Raw genomic sequence first — 16,376 nt, forward strand, 5'->3', positions numbered from 1 at the left:
AAAGAAAAGCTAGAATACCCGGATTATTTCGAATTGATACCCCCCGCTCAAGAGACCATACATGAGCCAGCATATTGAACTGACAGGCGAATTCCAGGATCACCAATTCGGGCAGCGACTCGACCAGGCCCTGGCCGAATTGTTTCCAGACTACTCCCGCACCCGCATCAAGGAGTGGATTTTACAGGACAGAGTGACCCTGGACGGTCAGGTTGCCAACACCCCGCGCGAGAAGATTCTGGCCGGGCAGCAGGTGCATGTGAATGTCGAGCTGGAAGATGATACCCGCTGGGATGCCCAGGATATCGAGCTCAACATCGTTTATGAAGATGAACACATTCTGGTGATCGACAAACCGGCCGGACTGGTGGTTCACCCGGGCGCAGGTACGCCGGATGGCACCATCCTCAACGCCCTGCTGCACCGCTACCCCGGCATTGCCGAGGTGCCTCGCGCCGGTATCGTGCACCGTCTGGATAAAGACACCACAGGATTGATGGTGGTTGCCAAAACCGTACCCGCCCAGACCCATCTGGTGGAAGCGTTGCAGGCGCGCCAGATCACCCGTGAGTACGAAGCGATCGCCATCGGTCACATGACCGCAGGTGGCACTGTTGATGCGCCCATCGGCCGTCACCCGACCCAGCGTACCCATATGGCCGTGGTGCCCAATGGCCGTCCTTCCGTCACCCACTACCGGGTTCACGAGAAGTTCCGCGGCCACACCCGTCTGCGTCTGCGGCTGGAAACCGGTCGTACCCACCAGATCCGTGTCCACATGGCGCACATCAAACACCCGCTGGTGGGCGACCCCGCTTACGGTGGCCGTCTGCGCCCGCTGCGCAACGCGACCCCCGAGCTGACCCTGGCACTGCGCAACTTCAACCGCCAGGCGTTGCATGCCACCATGCTGCAACTGGCTCACCCCATCACGGGTGAAGTGATGCAGTGGCACTCAGCTACACCGCAAGATATGGTGGAGCTGATGGAGGTGTTGCGCGCGGATACCCTCGCCAATCCGGATGAATTGGTCTGGAAATAGTGGTGAATCTGGCAGTGTTGCGACGACTTCTGCCGTAACCCGCCGATACAGCGCGTAGCACACAGAACCTTGAAACGGGGCGTCTTGACTGGTTGCAGCCAAGAGCCCCGTTTCCATTTGAACGATAGAGCGTGAAGGAGTGAGCAATGAAATGGATTGAACCCGACTGGCCGGCGCCAGCACGCGTCCGGGCGCTTTCGACCACCCGTGACGGTGGTGTCAGCGAAGGGGTCTTTGCCGGTCTCAATCTGGGCGCCCACGTAGGGGACGAACCGGCCAGGGTCGAGGCCAACCGGGTCCGGCTACAGCAGGTGGCCGCCATCCCGGGGCCCCTCAACTGGCTCAATCAGGTGCACGGCACTGTCGTTCATCCGGTCAGCAGCCATTATGAGCAGGCGCCGGATGCCGATGCCGCCTGCGCCCATGAGGCGGATCAGGCCTGCATCGTGATGACCGCCGACTGTCTGCCGGTACTGTTTTGCGATCGGGCCGGCACAGTGGTGGCTGCCGCTCACGCCGGTTGGCGCGGACTGAAAGATGGTGTGCTGGAGGCGAGCATCGCCGCCATGGGCTGCGAGCCGGGCGAGATCCTGGCTTGGCTTGGCCCGGCCATCGGCCCCACTGCCTTTGAAGTGGGTGGCGAGGTGCGCGAGGCCTTTATGGCGGAGCAGGCCGAGGCTGCTGCTGCGTTCGTCCCTTCGTCCAACGATGGCAAATGGTTGGCGGATATCTACCAGCTGGCGCGGTTGCGCCTCGCCCGTGCTGGCGTTACCGCCGTCTATGGCGGCGAATACTGCACCTTCAGCGATAGCGAGCAGTTCTACTCTTATCGTCGCGACGGCCAGACCGGCCGGATGGCCTCCATCATCTGGTTGGCGTCCTGATGAAGCTCCCCGCCCTGCATCTGGCAAGGGCGGGGATCCTGCTCTCGCCCCCTCTTGCAGAAAAAATAACCAGCATCGCCCCTTGAAATAGCCCGTACGGGCCTCATCTTTCATCTCAGAAAGTTATGTTGTTTGCCGCGCAAGCGGCGTCTGCCTGTTTGAAGGGGGAGTGCAATGCGCCTCGATCGCCTTACCAGCAAATTCCAGATTGCTATTTCCGATGCCCAGTCTCTTGCGCTGGGTCGTGACCACCAATTCATCGAACCCGTTCATCTGATGACCGCCCTGGTCAATCAGGATGGCGGCTCCATCCGTCCGTTGCTCACTCTGACCGGGATGGATATCAATGCCCTGCGCTCGCGCCTTGGCGAGGAGCTGGATCGCCTACCGCGCGTCAGCGGTGTGGAAGGGGATGTACAGCTCTCCAACGGCCTCGGCCGCCTGCTCAACGTCTGTGACAAGCTGGCCCAGCAGCGCAAGGATCAGTTCATCTCCTCCGAACTGTTCGTGCTGGCGGCCCTCGACGAGAAGGGCACGCTGGGCGAGCTGCTGCGCGCTCAGGGGCTGACCAAAGAGAAACTCGAAGCGGCCATCGACAAGGTGCGTGGCGGCAAGAAGGTGGAGGATGCCAACGCCGAGGAGAACCGTCAGGCGCTGGAGAAGTACACCATCGATCTGACCGAGCGGGCCGAACTCGGCAAGCTCGACCCGGTTATCGGCCGGGATGACGAGATCCGCCGCACCATTCAGGTGCTGCAACGTCGTACCAAGAACAACCCGGTGCTGATCGGGGCACCCGGTGTCGGTAAAACCGCCATCGTCGAGGGGCTGGCCCAGCGCATCATCAACGGCGAGGTGCCGGAGGGGCTCAAGAACAAGCGGGTGCTGTCGCTGGACATGGGGGCGCTGGTGGCCGGTGCCAAATATCGCGGCGAGTTCGAGGAGCGGCTCAAGGCCGTGCTGAGCGATCTCGCCAAGGAGGAGGGCAACGTCATCCTCTTTATCGACGAGCTGCACACCATGGTCGGCGCCGGCAAGGGCGAGGGGGCCATGGATGCGGGCAACATGCTCAAGCCTGCGCTGGCACGGGGCGAGCTGCACTGCGTCGGTGCCACCACCCTGGACGAGTATCGCCAGTTCATCGAGAAGGATGCTGCGCTGGAGCGCCGTTTCCAGAAGGTGCTGGTGGAGGAGCCGACAGTCGAAGATACCATCGCCATCCTGCGCGGCCTGAAAGAGCGTTACGAGCTGCACCACCATGTGCAGATCACCGACCCCGCCATCGTGGCTGCAGCCCAGCTGTCGCACCGTTACATCGCAGATCGCCAGCTGCCGGACAAGGCCATCGATCTCATCGACGAGGCGGCGGCCAGCATCCGGCTGCAGATCGACTCCAAGCCCGAGGCGCTCGATCGCCTCGAGCGGCGCATCATCCAGCTCAAGCTGGAGCAGCAGGCGCTGATGAAAGAAGACGATGACGCCAGCCGCAAACGGCTGGAGCTGATCAATCAGGAGATTGGCGAAAAAGATCGGGAATACAACGAGCTGGACGAAGTGTGGAAGGCCGAGAAAGCCGCCCTCGCCGGTACCCAGCATATCAAGGCTGCGCTGGAGCAGGCCCGTCAGGATCTCGACGTGGCGCGCCGCGCTGGCGACCTGGGCCGGATGTCCGAGCTGCAGTACGGCCGCATTCCGGAGCTGGAGAAACAGCTGGATCTCGCCACGCAAGCCGAGATGCAGGAGACCAGTCTGCTGCGCAACCGCGTCACTGACGTGGAGATTGCAGACGTCTTGGCCCGCTGGACCGGTATTCCGGTCGCCCGCATGCTGGAAGGGGAGCGCGACAAGCTGCTGCGGATGGAAGATCAGCTGCACAGCCGGGTGATTGGCCAGGAAGAGGCGGTCGAGGCGGTTTCCAACGCCATTCGCCGCTCCCGTGCCGGGCTGTCCGACCCGAACCGCCCCATCGGCTCCTTCCTGTTCCTGGGGCCCACCGGGGTGGGCAAGACCGAGCTGTGCAAGGCGCTGGCCGAGTTCCTGTTCGATACCCAGGACGCCATGGTGCGGATCGACATGTCGGAGTTCATGGAGAAACACAGCGTGGCCCGTCTGGTGGGGGCGCCTCCGGGATACGTGGGTTACGAGGAGGGCGGTTATCTGACCGAGGCGGTACGCCGTCGCCCCTACTCGGTGATCCTGCTGGATGAGGTCGAGAAGGCACACCCGGATGTGTTCAACATCCTGCTGCAGGTGCTGGATGATGGCCGCCTGACCGATGGTCAGGGTCGTACCGTCGATTTTCGCAACTCGGTGGTGATCATGACCTCCAACCTCGGTTCGGATCTGATTCAGGAGCACCACTCTGAGAAGGATTACGACGAGATGAAGGGCATGCTGATGGAGGTGCTGACTCGCAGCTTCCGGCCGGAGTTCATCAACCGGATCGACGAGACGGTGGTGTTCCACCCGCTCGGCGAGGAGCACATCAAGTCCATCGCCCGCATCCAGCTCAAGAGCCTGATGGGCCGTCTCGAGGCTCAGGGTTACGAGGTGGAGGTGAGCGAAGCGCTGCTCAACAAGCTGGTCCATGCCGGGTTCGATCCCGTCTACGGGGCACGTCCCCTCAAGCGGGCGATCCAGCAGAAGGTGGAGAACCCGCTGGCGCAGGCGCTGCTCTCCGGCCGCATCGTGCCGGGCAAAAAGCTGGTGCTAGGGGCCGACAGCAATGGCCTCACCATGACCCAGTAACCGATCCGTGTCGATGTTTGCAACGCCAGCCCTCGGGCTGGCGTTGCTATATCTGGGCGATGGAAAATAAAAAAACGGCAATCCGAAGATTGCCGGGAGGAATGTAGTGAAGCGACCTGACGTGGGTTGAGCGGGTCGCAGGGGCAAGCCCCCGATTGCGAAGCGTGGCCACAGCTGGCCTCTCTTCTTACAGCCTGCCGGGGATGCGCTCGCTCAACCCCGATGGCCACCTGCCTGTTGCCATGCCGGCTGCGATGGCGCCGGCATGGCCTTCATTCGTTACAGCATGCCTTGCACGGCAGCTTTCATCTCGGCCGGCCAGACGCCGACCTGTACCTGGCCGATGTGCTCTTTTTGCAGCAGCAGCATGGCCAGACGGGATTGGCCGATGCCGCCGCCGATGGTTTGCGGCATCCGTGCGGCCAGCAGATCCTGGTGCCAGTCGTACTGCAGGCGATCTTCGTCGCCGGTGATAGCCAGCTGACGGCGCAGCGCCTCGGCGTCGACCCGGATCCCCATGGAGGAGATCTCGAAGCTGTCCTGCAGTACCGGGTTCCACACCAGGATGTCGCCGTTCAGACCGGCCAGACCCAGCTCGCTGTGGCTGCTCCAGTCGTCGTAGTCTGGGGCACGCACGTCGTGGCGCTCGCCATGGGAGAGGGCGCCGCCGATACCGATCAGGAACACGGCCCCCAGCTCCTTGGCGATGGCGCGCTCGCGCCCCTTGGCATCGAGATCCGGGTAGCGGGCCAGCAGCTCTTCGCTGTGCAGGAACTGGATCTCGGCCGGCAGGAAGGGGGTCAGTTCATGCTCGGCGCAGACCGCGCGCTCGGTGGCCTTGATGGCGGCCCAGATGCCGCGCACGGTTTCCTGCAGGTAGGCCAGATCGCGGCGCTCGCTCGGCATCACCTTCTCCCAGTCCCACTGATCCACGTAGACGGAGTGGATGGGAGTGAGGCGATCCTCGTCCGGACGCAGCGCCTTCATGTGGGTGTAGATCCCTTCGCCCGGGCCGAAGCCGAAGCGTCCCAAGGTCTGGCGCTTCCATTTGGCCAGTGAATGGACCACTTCGTAGCTGTGCTCCGGCAGGGTCTTCACCTTGACCTGCACCGCATTCTCGTGGCCAGAGAGGTTGTCTTGAGTGCCATCACCGACCCGGCTCAGGATGGGGGCTTGCACCTCCATCAGACCCAGTTGCTGGGCGAGCTGGCGGGAGAACATCTCTTTGACGAAGCTGATCTGCTGTTGGCTGCGAATGTAGTGCTGTTTCATGCTGAATTCCTGTTTCAAACCCCGTTGGATGTGGTGATTCTTCAACGGATTGCCAACTAAATTCAATATTCGATAATAGAAATAGGCTTTTTATATTTTTTTCTTCAAAATTAGCGAGCGTTTAATGAGATATCGCTAACGGGAGTGCAAAAAAATGCCGGAAAATTACCGGATCGATAATCTCGATCAGGCCATCCTCACCGCCCTGATGGAGAATGCGCGTATTCCTTATGCCGAACTGGCCAAGCAGCTGGCAGTCAGCCCGGGTACCATCCATGTGCGGGTGGAGAAGATGAAGCAGGCGGGGATCATCGAGGGGACGCGGGTGCAGGTTAACCCCAAGAAGCTGGGCTATGACGTCTGCTGCTTTATCGGCATCAATCTGAAGAGCGCCAAGGATTACCCCTCGGCGCTGGCCAAGCTGCAGGCGCTGGACGAGGTGGTGGAGGCCTACTACACCACCGGCCACTACAGCATCTTCATGAAGGTGATGACCCGCTCCATCGACGAGCTGCAGATAGTGCTGATCAACAAGATCCAGACCATCGACGAGATCCAGTCCACCGAGACGTTAATCTCGCTGCAAAACCCGATCTTGCGGGATGTGAAACCCTGACCTGTTGATCAGGGTTCGATATAGGGGATGCTGTACTTGTCGTAGAGGGTTTTGAGGCTGCCGTTGCGCTTCATGCGCAGCAGCTCGGCATCGTAGGCGGCCATCTGGGCGGGCGTGTTCGCGTCGGCCCGTGCGCGGGTCCAGGTGTTGAAGTAGGGGCTGCTTTTGAGTGGCTTGGGCAGGTAATCGACTTTGCCCGTCAGCCCCTCCTCCTTGATCTGGGCGAAGGCGGTGACCAGCGGCATGGGCACGGTATCGATCCGCCCGGCCAGCAGTTTGCGCAGTTGCAGCTGGTTCATGGTGATCTCCTGAAACTGATAGGCCGGGTCGGTCATGGCTGCTGCCAGTTCAGGGGTATAGGAGAAATCCTTGGTCACGCCGATGCGCCAGGGTTTGAGATCGGCCAGCGTTTCGTAGCGGATCTTCATCAGGTCCGCCTTGCGCACGAAGAAGTGCCAGCTGTGGCGAAGATGGGCCTGTTGGGGATAGATGAGATAACTCTCCCGCTCTGCCTTGTAGGAGTGGGTCATCACCAGGTCGCAGGCGCCGGTTTCGGCATTGCGGGTGAGGCGGGCACCGGAGTCGGCCAGCTCGATCCGAAAGGGCGTCTCCAGCTTGTCGAAGATGGTGGTGACTATGTCTATATCGAGTCCGCGGGGTTTCTGATCGGCATCGAGATACTTGAGCGGGGGCTCCATGGTGCCGCAGATCACCAGCTCCTTGGCGGGCAATCCGAGTGGAAACAGCAACCAAAACAGGGGGATCACACGCAAACTACGTCTCCTGAGCCCGTTTGAAGATATTCCAAGACCTGATTCCAGTATATTGGATGGCACCTGATCCGTTAGAAGCGACTGTTTATGGCAAATCCTGAAATCGAGAGCCCGCTGGACGGGATCGACAAGTTGACCGTCTCGCTCTACCGCCTTGGCTTGAGTGCGGCTGCCCTGTTGCTGCTTTGCCGCGGTGCGGCGCTGCTGAGCGGGATGGCACTGCTCCCGTCGGCACAATGGTTGGTGTCGCTGGCAGTGGCAAGCGCAATATGCGGCTTCTCGCTGCATATCTACGACAAGCGGATTCGCCTGATTCTGCAGGGGTTTGGTTGGTGCGCGTTGGCCCTGGCTGCGGTGGGGGCGCCGGATGCGCTGGTGCTGGGAGCTGTGTTGGCAACGCTCTCCGGGCTGGCGTTTAAGGAGCAGTTTTGCTTCGCCATTCCCGGCATCAAGCTGGTGCCCGTATTGCTGCCGGCGTTATGGCTGCTGGAGTGGTTGCGGGTGGAGTGGGCCGCCGCACTGGTGGCGCTGGCCTGCGGGGCCCTGTTGACCTTGCTGGCGCTGGCCAAGTGGCGGATGCCCCTGCACTTCGATATCGGTGACAAGGGGCGTTACCAGATCTAGGTCTGCTGGCACACCTTCATCTGCTGGTTGAGGGCCTGCATCACCTGACGGCGGCTGATGATGCCGACCACCTTGCCCTGTTGCTGCACCGGGTAGATCTTGGGCTTGGCGTCAGCCATCTGGCGGGCCAGCTCCAGAATACTGTCATCCGGCCCGACCGAGAGGGGCGAACGGTTCATCAGATCCTCCACCCGGGTGCGGGTATCGCAGTGGTAGCTGCCGGTGAGCAGGCTGGGAATGCAATCTTGTTCGGAAAGAAAGCCGATCAGCCGTTTCTGCTCATCCAGCACCGGCAGGCCGCCAAGACCCGATTGATGCAGGCGATCCAGCGCCTCGGCCAGGCCGAGTCCGGCAGTCAGGGAGTGGGTCAGGCGACCCATGTGGTGGTGTACTTTCAGCATGGTGGTAACTCCGCAAGAGGGGGATGCCGCCACTATGACGCGGGCGGGTAGCTCGCGACCAATGGCTTGTGCCGCAGGGATTGATAGGCACAAGCCATCGGCGGTGATCCGCTGGCAGGCGGGCTTCGTTCATGCAAGACCATGAAAGGGAAAGGAGATCGTATGCGTGCATTGGTTACGGGCTGCGGCCGTCGACTCGGATTTTATCTCTGTGAACAGCTGGTGGCAGCGGGTTGGCAGGTGACGGGCAGCTATCGCAGCGAGCGGCCGGAGCTGGCCACGCTGGCAGCACTGGGGGTCGAACTGGTGCTGGCGGATTTTGGTCGGGAAGAGGACGTTGGCAAGCTGATCGATGTGCTGGCTGCCCATCAGGATCTGGCGCTGGTGATCCACAACGCCTCGGCCTTCGAGCCGCAGGCAACTGATCCGGCGGCGCAACTGGCCCAGTTCGAGCAGTTTTACCGGGTACACATGGCGGCCCCCTTCCAGCTAAACCGGGCGTTGGCCCCCCAGCTGGCCAGCAATCCCAACGCCAGCATCATTCACATCACCGATATCTATATCCATGCCCCGGCCCCCCGTTTTGCCAGCTATGTGGCGACCAAGGCGGGAGCCCATTCGCTGGCCATGAGCTTTGCCCGCGAGCTGGCGCCTGCGGTGCGGGTCAACACCATAGAGCCGGGGCCGATCCTGTTTCTCGACGAGCATGACGAGGCATGGCGCCAGCAGGTGTTGGCGAAAACACCGCTGGCGCGGGAGGGGGGACTTGAGCCCATCTGGCAGGCGGTGCAGTTACTGATGGGGAACAGTTATATGACGGGTGCCAGCATCAAGGTAGATGGCGGACGCGCGCTGGCCACCCTCTGATAGGTTGCCGAGCACCAGCGGCCCCAGCCCGACCTGCCGGGTCAGCAAGCCCTTGCCGGGTTTGAGCTTGCCCGACTGGGCGGGGAGCGTCACTTGCAGCGCCACCTTGGGGTCATGCACCTCGCCATGGCCGTAGAGCTCTGCCAGCAGCTCCGCCAGATAGGAATCGACCTCTGCCGAGGCAAAGTCACCGCTCCTGTTGCTGGCCAGAATATCGATGTCGAGTGGCCGGTCGTGCACCTTGCAGAGCGGATCGCTGCGATCACGGCCGTGAGCCACCTCGAGGGCGACAAAGTGCTGCTTGAGGCGGGCGGCATCGAGCGGGCTCTCCACCACCAGCAGGCAGTTGAGAAAGTCGTGGCTGGAGTGCATTCCCACCGGCTTGGTGCGGATCACCGAACTCAGCCGAAGGGGACCGACGTTCTCAAACAGCTCGGCCAGCGCGCGGCTGACATGGATATGCGGGTCAATATTGGAACCAATGCTACACAGATAGAACATGCTGACCTTCCCGGGGTTGGGCTCATCTGAAATGTATACGCAGCTCACGGTTATCGGATTAACTATGGCTTAACATTGTCTTATCTATTGTGATCCGGCACTGATTGGCAGAAAGGAGGTTTGCATGAGTGTGGAGCTGAAATGGGCGCTGTTGACCGCTTCGGGTGCGCTGGCGCTGATCATGATTATCTGTCTGGCCTCTGTCGCGTTGGCGTGAATCACCACAATCCAGATAATCCAAACCGGCCTGTTGGCCGGTTTTGTTTTTCTGGGCGGTGCAGCTATGCTGGCGCACCGGTGAGAACGCAAGAGAAGAGATGATGACCAAGGTTCGCCCACGCTCCCTGCTGCAGGTGGTATTGATGGGATTCGTGCTGGTATTGATGCCGCTGGGCGGCATGATCTGGCACAACAGCACCTCCCTTGCCCACCTCAGCCAACTCACCAGCGACGAGATGGAGCGGGCGGTCAAGGATACCCGCCGCGCCACCCTGCTGACGGCGCAAGCCATCGATATCGAACGCACCTTGCGCCGCTTCGCGGTGCTGGGGGATCGCCGCAGCCTCACCAGCTACCAGCAGCAACTCGACGGGTATCGGGTGTTGCTGGCAGAACATCGCAGCTCTATCTCCGACGGTCAGCTCTACAGGGGGCTCGATCAGGGGCTGGCTTGGCTCGACAGCTTGCAGGATGCCGCGCTGGCCCAGGCTGCGGTGGCGGGGGACAAGCTAGAGCTGTTTAACGATGCCAACAAGCAGCTTGAGATGGTCACCCGCAGCCGGGTTGACGAACACATGGATCGGGTGCGACTCACCATCGCCGGACTGACCAGGGAGCTCTGGTGGGTGAGCGGCGCTGTAGCGGCGCTCAGCCTGCTGATGGTCTTTATCTTCACCTACCTGATCATCCACCCGGTACGACAGATTGAGTCGCGCATCTTGAGCCTGGGGGCGGGGGTCGAGCCGGATCCAAGGCCGGTAGATGGCCCCGCCGAGCTGGTGTTGCTGGGGGAGCGGATCCTCTGGCTTTACGACAAGCTCAAGGAGCTGGAGCAGCAAAAGTACCAGTTTCTGCGTCATGTTTCCCACGAGCTCAAGACCCCGCTGGCGGTGCTGCGGGAGGGGTCGGATCTGCTCTGCGAGCAACTGGTCGGGCCGTTGACGCCGGATCAGCTGGAGATCTGCCAGATGCTGGACGAGAGCAGTCGCCGTTTGCAAACCCTGATCGAGCGGTTGCTCGACTTCAATCGACTCACCCAGCAGGAGGCATTTGAGCTGGAATCTGTCCCCCTGCTGCCCATGCTGTCAGAACTCACCATCGAGTACCGGTTGGCATTGGAGTCCAAGCAGATCCGTGTACACTTGCCGACCGGGCCGGTTACCCTGTGGGCGGAGCCCTACCGGTTGAGACTGATCCTCGATAACCTCTTCTCCAACGCTGTCAGTTACGGCGCCAGCGGGGGCAATATCTGGATCAGGGCAGGGCAGGATGAACAGACAAGCTGGCTGGAGGTAGCCAACGAGGGGCCAGAGATCCCCGCTGCCGATCAGCAACGTATTTTTGAACCCTTCGAACAAGGCAGTACAGTGCGACAAGGTGTATTGAAAGGCTCTGGTATGGGCCTCTCTATCGCACGGGAGTCTGCCCATAGTCTCGGAGGTGAGTTGGTTCTGGTGAAAGATGAACAGGCGGATGTCTGCTTCAGGTTGACGTTGAAAAGAGAACTATGAAGATACAGCGCGTATTTCCAGCCCTGATGATGGGGTTGCTCGCGGGTTGCGCCCTGCTGCCACAGCACGAACAGCAGAACTCCACCGATATCGCTTTTGCCAAGCGGATGGAGTTTGCCAACAAGGAGATGCAGGTACGTCTGCAATACTCCGACTGGTTGCTGGCCAGTCACCCCCAGCAGCGGATGCAGGAGCGTCAACGCCTGAAAGGGGCGGATGATCTGGAGAGCCGGGTCAGTCTGGCGATGGTGGATTCCCACCCGGCCGAATCGGTGGCCAATCGTACCGCCGGGCTGGCGCGCCTGAAGCAGATGCTGCCCGAGCTGGGTCTCGATGCGCAGGCATTTTTGCGCAGCTGGATCGCCCTCGGCGAACAGCTGCTGGCTCGCGACAGCCGACGCGATGATCAGAGTCAGGAGATCCAGCGGTTGCGTCGCCAGATCGAACAGCTGACCGCCATCGATGACCAGCTCAACCAGCGCAAGCTCAACGAGCATCGTGAGGTAATACCATGAGCCGGATCTTGCTGGTGGATGATGACGTCAGTCTGCTCAAGCTGATGAGCATGCGGCTGCGCAGTCAGGGTTATGAGGTGGATACTGCCGACAGTGCGGAAGGGGCCCTCGACCGGCTGCGCCAGCAGCGGGCCGATCTGGTGCTGAGCGATCTGCGGATGGGGGGTATGGACGGTCTGGCGCTGTTCGAGCGGATCCAGGCCCAGTGGCTGGGGCTGCCGGTGATCATCATGACCGCCCACGGCACCATCCCGGATGCCATTCAGGCGACCCGCTCCGGCGTCTTCAGCTTTTTGACCAAGCCCATTGACAAGGATGAGCTGCTGGCCACCATAGAGCATGCTCTCAGCCTGACCCGGCCGAAACAGCAGCAGGAGTGGCAGTCACTGATCCTGACCCGCAATCCCCAGTTGGAACAGTTACTGATCCAGGCTCACAGCATCGCCACCATGGAGGTGCCAGTACTGATCATGGGGCCGTCAGGCTCCGGCAAGGGGGCGATGGCGCAGGCGCTGCACCAGGCCAGCCAGCGCCGCGACAAGCCGCTCCATACCATCAACTGCGCCGCCATTCCGTGGGCGTCACTCGACTTGCAGCTGTTTGGTGAAGATGGTCAGTCCGGGCTGTTCGAGCAGGCCAAGGGGGCGACCCTGTTTCTCGACGAAATTGGCAGCCTGTCGGAATCCTTGCAGGCCAAGCTGCTGCAGGTGATGGAGGAGTATGGCCAGGGCACGCCGGAGGTGCGTGTGCTCAGCTCCAGCCATCAGGATCTGGTCAAGGCGATGGAGGAGGGACGCTTTCGGGAAGATCTCTTCTATCGTCTCAACGTCGCCAATATCACCTTACCGTCTCTCAGTGCCCGCAGTGAAGACATTCCGCTGCTGGCCAGACAGGCGCTGGATGATTATCGCTGCCGCCACAGCGACTGCGCCGCGATGGGCTTCTCGCCGGAGGCGCTGGCGATGTTGGCCGCAGCTGCCTGGCCCGGTAACGTGCGTCAGCTCTGCAATCTGGTGGAGCAGCTCGCCAGCCTCTGTTGCAGCCCGGTGATCGGGGTCTCCATGGTGGAGTCCGCCCTGAGCGGCGGCGGTGGTGGCATCCCTTCCTTCAATGAGGCTCGTGCCGAATTCGAGAAGGAGTATCTGATCCGTTTGCTGCGCACTACCGAGGGCAACGTGACTCTGGCGGCCAACCTGGCGGGCAGAAACCGCACCGATTTTTACAAGTTATTGAATCGGCACGGTATCGAAGCAGCAAACTTCAAATCGAAGGGATAAATCAGGCGGGATCAACCACAGCCGGAGCGGCATCGGCTTTTTGGGTTTTATGGGAGAGCCAGAGGCCGCTCGCCTTCATCAGGTAACCGAACAAGGCGCCAATGATGAGGGAGGGCAGGATCAGCCGCCACTCGCCAGCCGCCCCGAAGGTGGCACAGCAACCGGCAAAGGTGCCGGGAATGTAGCCGAGCCACTGCTGCTTGGCCTGTACGCACATCAGGGTTGCGACCACCCCCGTCATCACGTAACCCGCCACACCCGCTCCCCACAGACTGTCGCCATGGATCAGCAGCAGTGCCCACAGCATGCCGCTGGTGTTGCAGAAGATGGTCTGCAGCAGCGCCTTGTAGCCGCCGCTTGACGCGAAATAGCTGGTGCAGCCGAGAAAGCCGACCCAGGAGATAAGGCCGAACGCGACGGCAATCCAGCCCCAGACGGCGGAGAGAATTCCAGTAGTGATGGCGATGGCGATCAGTGGGCTCATGGGGGCGACTCTTCAGTTGGCTTCGCAAAATGGGCAGCCTACCCCCGGCAATTGGGGCGGCAAGCGGGGGCCGAATTGTGTGTGATCTTCATCACCCTTTTCAACTCAGGAATACGCTTGCGCTCGCGAAAAAAATTCATTGGTGACCGGCCTGACAGTCGGCCATAGTTAGAGGCCCTGTCCTGCTCATGGAGTGAGTCTGATGGCGCCAAATGTGATCGTTCCCCTGCTGGTGTTCGTAGTCCTGTTTCTGGTCGGCACCATGGCCAAGGCACTGCCCCTGCACCACATGATGTAAATTTGTGTGAAATAAAAATCTGCCGGGGCGGGTCTTATCCATACTGCCTCACTCAGCCCCGGGAGTTTTTAATGTTGATCAAGCGTCGTACCGCCCACCCCCTCACCGAACAGGATGTTACCCCGGAAGCCGTCTATCAGGACCGCCGCCTTATTCTCAAGGGGCTGGGTCTGGGCGCAGCCACCCTGGCGTTCCCCACTCAGGCCGGAGTGCTCGACCTGCTGCGCGGTAAAGAGGATGCCCCCCAATTAGCTACCAAACCGCTCAACAGCAAGCCTGCGGAGCGCCCGGCCAATCTGGTGCTGACACCGGAAGAGAAGGCCACCAGTTACAACAACTTCTATGAGCTCGGCACCGACAAGTCCGACCCGGCTCGCAACGCACATTACCTCAAGCCCGAACCCTGGATCCTCAAGGTGGAGGGGGAGGTGGCCAAGCCCTTTACCCTCGATGTGTGGGACCTCATCAACAAAAGCGAGCTGGAGGAGCGGATCTACCGGCTGCGCTGCGTTGAAGCCTGGTCCATGGTACTGCCCTGGAACGGCATCTCGCTGGCGGAGATTATCCGCCGTGCCGAGCCCACCAGTCGCGCCAAGTTTGTCGCCTTCGAAACCCTGTTTGATCCGAAACAGCTGCCGGGGCAGGCCTCCAGTTTGGGGGGCGGCATCGAGTATCCCTATGTGGAGGGGCTGCGTATCGACGAGGCGATGCACCCTCTCTCATTCCTTGCGATGGGGCTCTACGGCAAGACCCTGCCCGCCCAGAATGGCGCGCCGATCCGGCTGGTAGTGCCGTGGAAGTATGGCTTCAAGAGCATCAAGAGCATCGTCTCGATCCGGCTGGTAGAGGAGATGCCGCCCACCACCTGGAACCTGCTGGCTCCCAACGAATATGGCTTCTACGCCAACGTCAACCCGCAGGTGGATCACCCGCGCTGGAGCCAGGCAAGCGAGCGTTTCATCGGCGAGGGAGGAGTGTTTGGCGCCAAGCGTCAGCCGACCCTGATGTTCAACGGCTATGGTGACGAAGTCGCCTCGCTCTATCAGGGGATGGATCTGCGCCAATGGTACTGAGATTGAAACCGGCCCATATCAGCGGCTTGCGGGCGCTGGTGCATCTGGGCTCCTTGGGTTTCCTGCTCTGGCTGGTTTTTGCCATTCCAGCGGGTCTGCTGGGGGGCGATCCGGTGCCAGAGCTTATCCACTACCTCGGCAAGGGAGCGCTCAATCTGCTGCTGCTCACCCTGTTGGTCTCGCCGCTGGCCAAGCGCTGGCGGCAGGGGCAGCTCATCAAGCTGCGCCGCCCCCTCGGGCTCTGGTGTTTTGCCTGGGCGCTGCTCCACTTCATGGCGTGGCTGGGGCTGGATCTGCAGTTTGACTGGGGGCTGATTGGCGGCGAGCTGGTCAAGCGCAGCTACATAGTGGTGGGGATGGTGGCCCTGCTGCTGCTGGCCGCCCTCAGCATCACTTCGCTGCCCGCATTGCAGCGCAGCATGGGCGCTGCATGGCAGAAGCTGCACAACTGGGTCTATGCCATCGCCCTGCTGGTGCCGGTGCACTACTGGTGGTCGCTCAAGAGCGGTTGGGGGGAGCCCCTCATCTACCTGCTGCTGGCCTGCGCCCTGCTCTGGCCGAGGCGGGAGAAGCTGCTGCGCCCCATGCGGGGACGCTGGAATGCAAAAGAGGCCTAATCGGCCTCTTGTTGTTTGATCTCGCCAGTGTAGGCATCGACGATGAGATGCACCTTCTGATCCTGGCGATTGAGGGTTTTGACCTCGAATTTGTCCCCTTCCAGCTCCACTTCCCGAATGTCGTGATACCCTTGCGCCAGCAGGAGTTTGACCAGCCCGGCCATGTCGAGACGGCTCTGGGCCGCCCAGCTTGTGGCACTCAACAGGCAAAGGATCAGCAGGAAACTGCGCGGGATCATATTCATTCCGGATTCATGGCTGGCAGACTATAAACGCCATTATGTTAGGTTTTTGGAGATGAATCATCCATGAATAGAGCGCTCCCTCTGCTTGGGTTATTGCTGCCGTTGCTGGCACAGGCGGTCACGCCTGATGAAGCCATGCTGCAGCAAGCTGTCCATGAGGGACGGGTTCGGCCCTTCCATGAAATGATGGAGGTGGCGGCCAGATTGCCGGTGCGGGTGTTGCGGGTGGATCTGGGAGAAGAGGATGGTATCTGGCTCTATGAACTGCGAGTCATCGATCGGGAAAACAGCGTGATCAAGGTAGCCTATCGGGCCGACAACCTTGAGCTGGTGTGGGCCAAGGGCCACCATCTGGAGCGGTTGTTCGAACCACCAAAGCCCCCGGTCGAGGATGATGAATAACCCCTGT

The 16,376-nt window shown here is 61.1% G+C and carries 19 protein-coding genes; 13 read left to right on the plus strand and 6 right to left on the minus strand.

Features of this window, described 5'->3' with window-relative positions; translation table 11 throughout:
- Positions 1-61 precede the first annotated feature (61 nt).
- The 3 genes from rluD (at position 62) to clpB (ending at position 4,674) form a co-directional block, all read left to right on the plus strand.
- On the plus strand, positions 62-1,042 hold the full coding sequence (gene rluD / locus G5306_RS11760) for a 23S rRNA pseudouridine(1911/1915/1917) synthase RluD (RefSeq protein ID WP_139461818.1): 981 nt from the start codon (positions 62-64) through the stop codon (positions 1,040-1,042).
- A gap of 146 nt (positions 1,043-1,188) precedes the next feature.
- The gene (gene pgeF, locus G5306_RS11765; RefSeq protein WP_421312905.1) at positions 1,189-1,926 is read left to right on the plus strand and encodes a peptidoglycan editing factor PgeF; all 738 of its coding nucleotides are present in this window, start codon (positions 1,189-1,191) and stop codon (positions 1,924-1,926) included.
- Positions 1,927-2,100: 174 nt separating this feature from the next.
- Entirely contained in the window at positions 2,101-4,674 is a 2,574-nt protein-coding gene (gene clpB, locus G5306_RS11770; protein ID WP_421312906.1) for an ATP-dependent chaperone ClpB, read from the plus strand.
- A 279-nt stretch (positions 4,675-4,953) separates the two neighbouring features.
- On the opposite strand, the gene asnA is transcribed toward clpB, so the two are convergent.
- Positions 4,954-5,946 (minus strand): aspartate--ammonia ligase, encoded by a 993-nt coding sequence (gene asnA, locus G5306_RS11775; RefSeq protein ID WP_058058982.1) that lies wholly within the window; start codon positions 5,944-5,946, stop codon positions 4,954-4,956.
- A gap of 154 nt (positions 5,947-6,100) precedes the next feature.
- Between asnA and asnC the strand changes: the two genes are divergently transcribed.
- Complete coding sequence (gene asnC / locus G5306_RS11780; protein WP_005339783.1) at positions 6,101-6,562, plus strand: transcriptional regulator AsnC; 462 nt, start codon at positions 6,101-6,103, stop codon at positions 6,560-6,562.
- A gap of 8 nt (positions 6,563-6,570) precedes the next feature.
- Here asnC and G5306_RS11785 read toward each other — a convergent pair whose 3' ends face one another.
- Positions 6,571-7,335, minus strand: a complete 765-nt coding sequence (locus G5306_RS11785) for a substrate-binding periplasmic protein (protein ID WP_421312907.1) — start codon at positions 7,333-7,335, stop codon at positions 6,571-6,573.
- A gap of 87 nt (positions 7,336-7,422) precedes the next feature.
- Between G5306_RS11785 and G5306_RS11790 the strand changes: the two genes are divergently transcribed.
- The gene (locus G5306_RS11790; RefSeq protein WP_216952247.1) at positions 7,423-7,959 is read left to right on the plus strand and encodes a DUF2301 domain-containing membrane protein; all 537 of its coding nucleotides are present in this window, start codon (positions 7,423-7,425) and stop codon (positions 7,957-7,959) included.
- On the opposite strand, the gene G5306_RS11795 is transcribed toward G5306_RS11790, so the two are convergent.
- On the minus strand, positions 7,956-8,360 hold the full coding sequence (locus tag G5306_RS11795) for a CBS domain-containing protein (RefSeq protein ID WP_216979929.1): 405 nt from the start codon (positions 8,358-8,360) through the stop codon (positions 7,956-7,958). The two genes, G5306_RS11790 and G5306_RS11795, sit on opposite strands and share 4 nt — an antisense overlap.
- Before the next feature lie 162 nt (positions 8,361-8,522).
- Here G5306_RS11795 and G5306_RS11800 point away from each other — a divergent pair, with 162 nt between their 5' ends.
- Positions 8,523-9,227, plus strand: coding sequence for an SDR family oxidoreductase (locus G5306_RS11800; RefSeq protein WP_257123921.1), 705 nt, complete (start codon positions 8,523-8,525; stop codon positions 9,225-9,227).
- Here the strand turns inward: G5306_RS11800 and G5306_RS11805 are convergent.
- Entirely contained in the window at positions 9,153-9,728 is a 576-nt protein-coding gene (locus tag G5306_RS11805; RefSeq protein ID WP_421312908.1) for a 2-amino-4-hydroxy-6-hydroxymethyldihydropteridine diphosphokinase, read from the minus strand. The genes G5306_RS11800 and G5306_RS11805 overlap by 75 nt on opposite strands.
- A 124-nt stretch (positions 9,729-9,852) precedes the next feature.
- On the opposite strand from G5306_RS11805, the gene G5306_RS11810 reads away from it, so the two are divergent.
- The 4 genes from G5306_RS11810 to G5306_RS11825 all read left to right on the plus strand — a co-directional run bounded on the left by G5306_RS11810 (position 9,853) and on the right by G5306_RS11825 (position 13,250).
- Positions 9,853-9,945 carry a YnhF family membrane protein gene (locus G5306_RS11810; protein ID WP_216952243.1) on the plus strand — a complete coding sequence of 31 codons (93 nt, stop codon included), beginning with the start codon at positions 9,853-9,855 and terminating at the stop codon, positions 9,943-9,945.
- Positions 9,946-10,048: 103 nt separating this feature from the next.
- Complete coding sequence (locus G5306_RS11815; protein ID WP_216954464.1) at positions 10,049-11,458, plus strand: sensor histidine kinase; 1,410 nt, start codon at positions 10,049-10,051, stop codon at positions 11,456-11,458.
- Positions 11,455-11,973: a hypothetical protein gene (locus G5306_RS11820; RefSeq protein WP_227341794.1), complete on the plus strand. Its 519-nt coding sequence runs from the start codon at positions 11,455-11,457 to the stop codon at positions 11,971-11,973. Before G5306_RS11815 ends, G5306_RS11820 begins: the two co-directional genes overlap by 4 nt.
- On the plus strand, positions 11,970-13,250 hold the full coding sequence (locus tag G5306_RS11825) for a sigma 54-interacting transcriptional regulator (RefSeq protein WP_216952241.1): 1,281 nt from the start codon (positions 11,970-11,972) through the stop codon (positions 13,248-13,250). Before G5306_RS11820 ends, G5306_RS11825 begins: the two co-directional genes overlap by 4 nt.
- Before the next feature lies 1 nt (position 13,251).
- Here G5306_RS11825 and G5306_RS11830 read toward each other — a convergent pair whose 3' ends face one another.
- Positions 13,252-13,734 (minus strand): DUF1097 domain-containing protein, encoded by a 483-nt coding sequence (locus G5306_RS11830; protein WP_005339809.1) that lies wholly within the window; start codon positions 13,732-13,734, stop codon positions 13,252-13,254.
- A gap of 369 nt (positions 13,735-14,103) precedes the next feature.
- Between G5306_RS11830 and msrP the strand changes: the two genes are divergently transcribed.
- On the plus strand, positions 14,104-15,105 hold the full coding sequence (gene msrP / locus G5306_RS11835) for a protein-methionine-sulfoxide reductase catalytic subunit MsrP (RefSeq protein ID WP_421312909.1): 1,002 nt from the start codon (positions 14,104-14,106) through the stop codon (positions 15,103-15,105).
- Positions 15,096-15,722, plus strand: coding sequence for a protein-methionine-sulfoxide reductase heme-binding subunit MsrQ (gene msrQ, locus G5306_RS11840; RefSeq protein WP_216952240.1), 627 nt, complete (start codon positions 15,096-15,098; stop codon positions 15,720-15,722). Before msrP ends, msrQ begins: the two co-directional genes overlap by 10 nt.
- Here msrQ and G5306_RS11845 read toward each other — a convergent pair.
- Positions 15,719-15,967 (minus strand): PepSY domain-containing protein, encoded by a 249-nt coding sequence (locus G5306_RS11845; RefSeq protein ID WP_013724184.1) that lies wholly within the window; start codon positions 15,965-15,967, stop codon positions 15,719-15,721. The two genes, msrQ and G5306_RS11845, sit on opposite strands and share 4 nt — an antisense overlap.
- 63 nt (positions 15,968-16,030) lie before the next feature.
- On the opposite strand from G5306_RS11845, the gene G5306_RS11850 reads away from it, so the two are divergent.
- Complete coding sequence (locus tag G5306_RS11850) at positions 16,031-16,369, plus strand: PepSY domain-containing protein (protein ID WP_005339825.1); 339 nt, start codon at positions 16,031-16,033, stop codon at positions 16,367-16,369.
- Positions 16,370-16,376: the final 7 nt, after the last annotated feature.

This window comes from Aeromonas sp. 603404 (assembly GCF_049171775.1).
GTDB classification, from domain to species: domain Bacteria; phylum Pseudomonadota; class Gammaproteobacteria; order Enterobacterales; family Aeromonadaceae; genus Aeromonas; species Aeromonas veronii_A.

What these genes read in the sequence shown, in the direction of transcription:
- asnA (WP_058058982.1), bottom strand. Translation starts at nt 5,946, where the DNA reads ATGAAACAGCACTACATTCGCAGCCAACAGCAGATCAGCTTCGTCAAA.
- msrP (WP_421312909.1), top strand. Translation starts at nt 14,104, where the DNA reads ATGTTGATCAAGCGTCGTACCGCCCACCCCCTCACCGAACAGGATGTT.
- clpB (WP_421312906.1), top strand. Translation starts at nt 2,101, where the DNA reads ATGCGCCTCGATCGCCTTACCAGCAAATTCCAGATTGCTATTTCCGAT.
- G5306_RS11810 (WP_216952243.1), top strand. Translation starts at nt 9,853, where the DNA reads ATGAGTGTGGAGCTGAAATGGGCGCTGTTGACCGCTTCGGGTGCGCTG.
- asnC (WP_005339783.1), top strand. Translation starts at nt 6,101, where the DNA reads ATGCCGGAAAATTACCGGATCGATAATCTCGATCAGGCCATCCTCACC.
- G5306_RS11850 (WP_005339825.1), top strand. Translation starts at nt 16,031, where the DNA reads ATGAATAGAGCGCTCCCTCTGCTTGGGTTATTGCTGCCGTTGCTGGCA.
- G5306_RS11845 (WP_013724184.1), bottom strand. Translation starts at nt 15,967, where the DNA reads ATGAATATGATCCCGCGCAGTTTCCTGCTGATCCTTTGCCTGTTGAGT.
- rluD (WP_139461818.1), top strand. Translation starts at nt 62, where the DNA reads ATGAGCCAGCATATTGAACTGACAGGCGAATTCCAGGATCACCAATTC.
- pgeF (WP_421312905.1), top strand. Translation starts at nt 1,189, where the DNA reads ATGAAATGGATTGAACCCGACTGGCCGGCGCCAGCACGCGTCCGGGCG.
- G5306_RS11795 (WP_216979929.1), bottom strand. Translation starts at nt 8,360, where the DNA reads ATGCTGAAAGTACACCACCACATGGGTCGCCTGACCCACTCCCTGACT.
- G5306_RS11805 (WP_421312908.1), bottom strand. Translation starts at nt 9,728, where the DNA reads ATGTTCTATCTGTGTAGCATTGGTTCCAATATTGACCCGCATATCCAT.
- G5306_RS11790 (WP_216952247.1), top strand. Translation starts at nt 7,423, where the DNA reads ATGGCAAATCCTGAAATCGAGAGCCCGCTGGACGGGATCGACAAGTTG.
- msrQ (WP_216952240.1), top strand. Translation starts at nt 15,096, where the DNA reads ATGGTACTGAGATTGAAACCGGCCCATATCAGCGGCTTGCGGGCGCTG.
- G5306_RS11825 (WP_216952241.1), top strand. Translation starts at nt 11,970, where the DNA reads ATGAGCCGGATCTTGCTGGTGGATGATGACGTCAGTCTGCTCAAGCTG.
- G5306_RS11815 (WP_216954464.1), top strand. Translation starts at nt 10,049, where the DNA reads ATGACCAAGGTTCGCCCACGCTCCCTGCTGCAGGTGGTATTGATGGGA.
- G5306_RS11830 (WP_005339809.1), bottom strand. Translation starts at nt 13,734, where the DNA reads ATGAGCCCACTGATCGCCATCGCCATCACTACTGGAATTCTCTCCGCC.
- G5306_RS11800 (WP_257123921.1), top strand. Translation starts at nt 8,523, where the DNA reads ATGCGTGCATTGGTTACGGGCTGCGGCCGTCGACTCGGATTTTATCTC.
- G5306_RS11820 (WP_227341794.1), top strand. Translation starts at nt 11,455, where the DNA reads ATGAAGATACAGCGCGTATTTCCAGCCCTGATGATGGGGTTGCTCGCG.